The 3,140-nt window shown below is 69.8% G+C and carries 3 protein-coding genes; all 3 read right to left on the bottom strand.

Annotated features, from left to right (window positions below; all coding sequences use genetic code 11):
- Positions 1-53 precede the first annotated feature (53 nt).
- Positions 54-434, bottom strand: coding sequence for a hypothetical protein (locus G555_RS0105025; protein WP_028708032.1), 381 nt, complete (start codon positions 432-434; stop codon positions 54-56).
- A 346-nt stretch (positions 435-780) separates the two neighbouring features.
- The gene (locus G555_RS22190; RefSeq protein WP_156887443.1) at positions 781-1,932 is read right to left on the bottom strand and encodes a helix-turn-helix domain-containing protein; all 1,152 of its coding nucleotides are present in this window, start codon (positions 1,930-1,932) and stop codon (positions 781-783) included.
- Positions 1,933-2,435: 503 nt separating this feature from the next.
- A partial coding sequence (locus tag G555_RS22570; RefSeq protein WP_028708029.1) for a MinD/ParA family ATP-binding protein occupies positions 2,436-3,140 on the bottom strand: 705 nt, incomplete at its 5' end.

Here is a 3,140-nt window from a genome sequence, read left to right as displayed (position 1 = left end):
GGTAGGTCCCCGGTTGGTCTGCCGTGTTGATAGTGTCAGTCTAGTCTAGTTGGTCAATGATGTCTAGTAGGTCCCTTGTTTTTCTTGCGGGTCTCTTCGCGGGCTGTTGCCTCGATGGCGTCGACGTCTAGGCCGAGCTGGCGGCCGCGTGTCTTGTCTCGGGTGAGTTGCTCGGCGTTGCCGGTGCGTGTGGCGTGGATGATGTGGTTCCTGACGAGGTACTGAGCGACGCACATAGCGGCGTAGTTGGGGTGTTCTCCGGGCGGGAATCCGCAGATGCCGGGCTGGTCGGGGTCCGCTCCGTGGTTCTGGCGCAGTAGGTAGCCGCTGGGCTCCTGGGTGCCGCAGGCGGGGCAGGTCGCGGGCTGCCTCCATCGCTGGGCCTGCTCCTGGGCGCGGTCGTAGTCTCCGAATAGGTCGGGCTGGATGCTCACGGCTGGTCTCCTTGGTCTAGTTGGTCAAAGGTGCGTCGGCGGGCTGACTCGGCCCCGTGCTCTTGGCCTTGGCCGCTGACCGTTTTTTCGTCCCGCCCCCTGACGTTTGTCCCCGTCGCGGCCGCATAAGGGCCTCCGGGTCAACCCGGAGGGCGGTGGGGGAGAGAAGTTTCGGCGCGAAATAAGCGGAGGGAGGAACGACCGGAGCGCGTGCCGAAAGTTCTCGGAGGAGCCGGCGGCGTAGCCGCTTGACGCGGTGGTCCGTGGCCGCAGAGTGGGACGTCAGGGGGAGGGCGTGAGGTGACCTTCACGCTCGAAGTCTTGGTCCGCGGTCCTGGTCGGCGCGTCAGCGCCGGTAGCGGGCCTGCTGCCGGGCGGCCGCGAGCTGCTCGCGCATCCGACGCTTGGTCTCAGCGATCCGGGCCTGAATCACGGGATCGTTGCGCTCTGCCGCCAGTCGCGCGTCCTCCGCCTCCCTTTCAGCTCGTGCCCTGGCGCGCTCGGCCGCGCGGGCGGCCGCCTCGCGGCCGCGCCGCAGGCGCGGCGGCTCGTCGACGTCGGGCAGGGCGGCGCGCACCTGGTGAGCAAACAGCGCGAGCGGGTCACGCTGGGAGCCTGGGTACGGCTCGTACAGGCCGAGGGTGATGTTGCGGCGGTCAAGCATGTCGATCACGTCATGGGCGCTCCACCCGGTGTCGTCCAAGCCGAGGGCGACCAGCGTGCGGCACAACGACCCGATGTGGCCTCGGGCGAGCCACGGGAGTCGCTCGGCTAGGCCGGCGGCTAGGCGCTGCACCCCGATCGGTGGCCTCGGAGCGCAGCGTCGAGGGATCTTCCTCTTCGTTGCCTGCCGCGAAGCGGCTCCAGCGCGCGCGTCAGCGCGCTTTGGTAAGTCACTACGTGACGGAAGAGGAGAGGTAAAAGAACCCCGACGGGGTAGGTGGACATTCGATAGTGAGCGAGGAACGAGCAGTGCGCGCTCGGAGGCCATGCGGCGCTGGTCGCCGCCGTGGTGCGCACGCGCGGCCGCCCGCTCCTGCGTGGTCAGGTAGCGGCCCGGGACCACGGTGCAGGCGAAGCCCAGGGCCTCTAGGAGCGTCCTGGCGCGCTGCACGGTCTTGGCTGAGCAGCCGAGGGCCTTGGCGACGGTCTCGTGGGCGGTGGTGACGCCGCGACCGGTGCGTGAGTCGGCGGCGCGCGCGTCGGCGGCCGCGACGTCGATGAGGGTGTCCGCGCTGACCTTGGCGGCCGCGCGCAGTTCTTCGCCCTGGGGCGTCCTGAGGGCCGCTGCGAGCGTTTCCAGCCAGTGGGCGGCACTGGACCACACCGGCACCGTGGCGGGCAGCGTAGGGCCGTTTGCGGGCCGCCAGGCGCGGCCGCGGCATGAGCGTGCGATCGTGCTGCGCACGTCACGCGGGCCCGTGCAGGGCCGGTAGTACCGGCGCGCGCGCGGCAGGGGAGTGCCGGCCGCGTCCGACTCGTTGGCGACGCGCGACACGTCCCGGATCGTCGAACCACTGGACTCCGGGCATGCGGGTGCTATCGTGGGCAGCACAAAGCGACCTCCATCGCTGAGCATGAGAAAACCGCCGGGCGGCTACGCCGCCTCCTCCCTGGGCAAGGGAACCGGCTACAGATCGGAGAGGTACCGAGTTCGCGCTCGGTCCTCTCACCTAGACGCAAGGGCTCCCGTTCGCGCGGGAGCCTTCGTCATGCCCGGGGGTCAGCCGGTCATAGGCAACTCCTCGTCGAGACGCACTTGTGGAGCGAGGTCGGGGAGCCCGACGTCGAGCGCGAGAGTGCGCGCGATGTACTCGCTGATGGATAGGCCCATGGCGTCCGCTCGGCGGCGAACCTCGTCGCCTACCGCGCGGGCAGGGCGCGTGACCATGATGTCTCTGTCACCCTTGCTGGCTCTCGGCATAGACCCATCCAAACACCCTCGTATCAGAATCGGGGGGAAGTTGGCCTTCACCGGCGTGTTGCCCGTGTGACCGGTGATCACAGGCCTGCTGCCACGGCGGCCGCCGCGCGCAGGTAGGCGCGCTGGGTGGGTGCGGCGAGGTTGTCGACGCGCAGCCACTGTTGGCGCATGGCTGGGTCGTAGGGGACGGTGACGACGGCGCGGGCGAGGGCGTCGAAGCCGCGGGCGATGGAGGAGGCGTCGGCTTCCTCGCGGTCGGCCTGGGAGACGAGCACGACGGCCTGGTCCGCGAGACGGGCGGAGTGCTCGTCGCGGTCGGCCAGGGCGTTGAGCAGGAGCCGTCCGGCTTCGGCGTGGTCCGGCCGGGTGGAGGTGGCCACGACGATCTGGTCGGCGTGGTCGATCATCCGTAGCCACAGGGCGTCGCCTTCGTCGTTGCCGGAGTCCATGAAGATCAGCCGGTAGTACTTCGCGGCGACGGCGTGCACGGCGTCGAGCTGGTCGGGGGTGAGCTTCTGCTCGGTGGAGAGCAGGAGCGGGTTGGAGCGCAGCACGTCGTACTTGTCGATCGTCTGGTGGTGCACGACCGCGGCCAGGTCGGCCGCTCGCGCACCTGGTGTGAGCAGCTCGTCGGTGCGGGGGATGAGGTCGAGCACTGTCGCGCTGTGGGTGCCGCTCTCGGTGCGCCAGCCCAGCGTGCCTCGGGTGACGTTGTTGTCCCACGCCAGCACTCCTGAGCCGCCAGCTCGCGCGAACATGGCCGACAGCAGGGCAGTGGCGGG

This window comes from Propionicicella superfundia DSM 22317, assembly GCF_000423465.1.
In the GTDB taxonomy this organism is placed as follows: Bacteria; Actinomycetota; Actinomycetes; order Propionibacteriales; family Propionibacteriaceae; genus Propionicicella; species Propionicicella superfundia.
The sequence above is the reverse complement of the archived record's forward strand: the minus strand, read 5'-3'. Positions and strand labels throughout refer to the sequence as shown.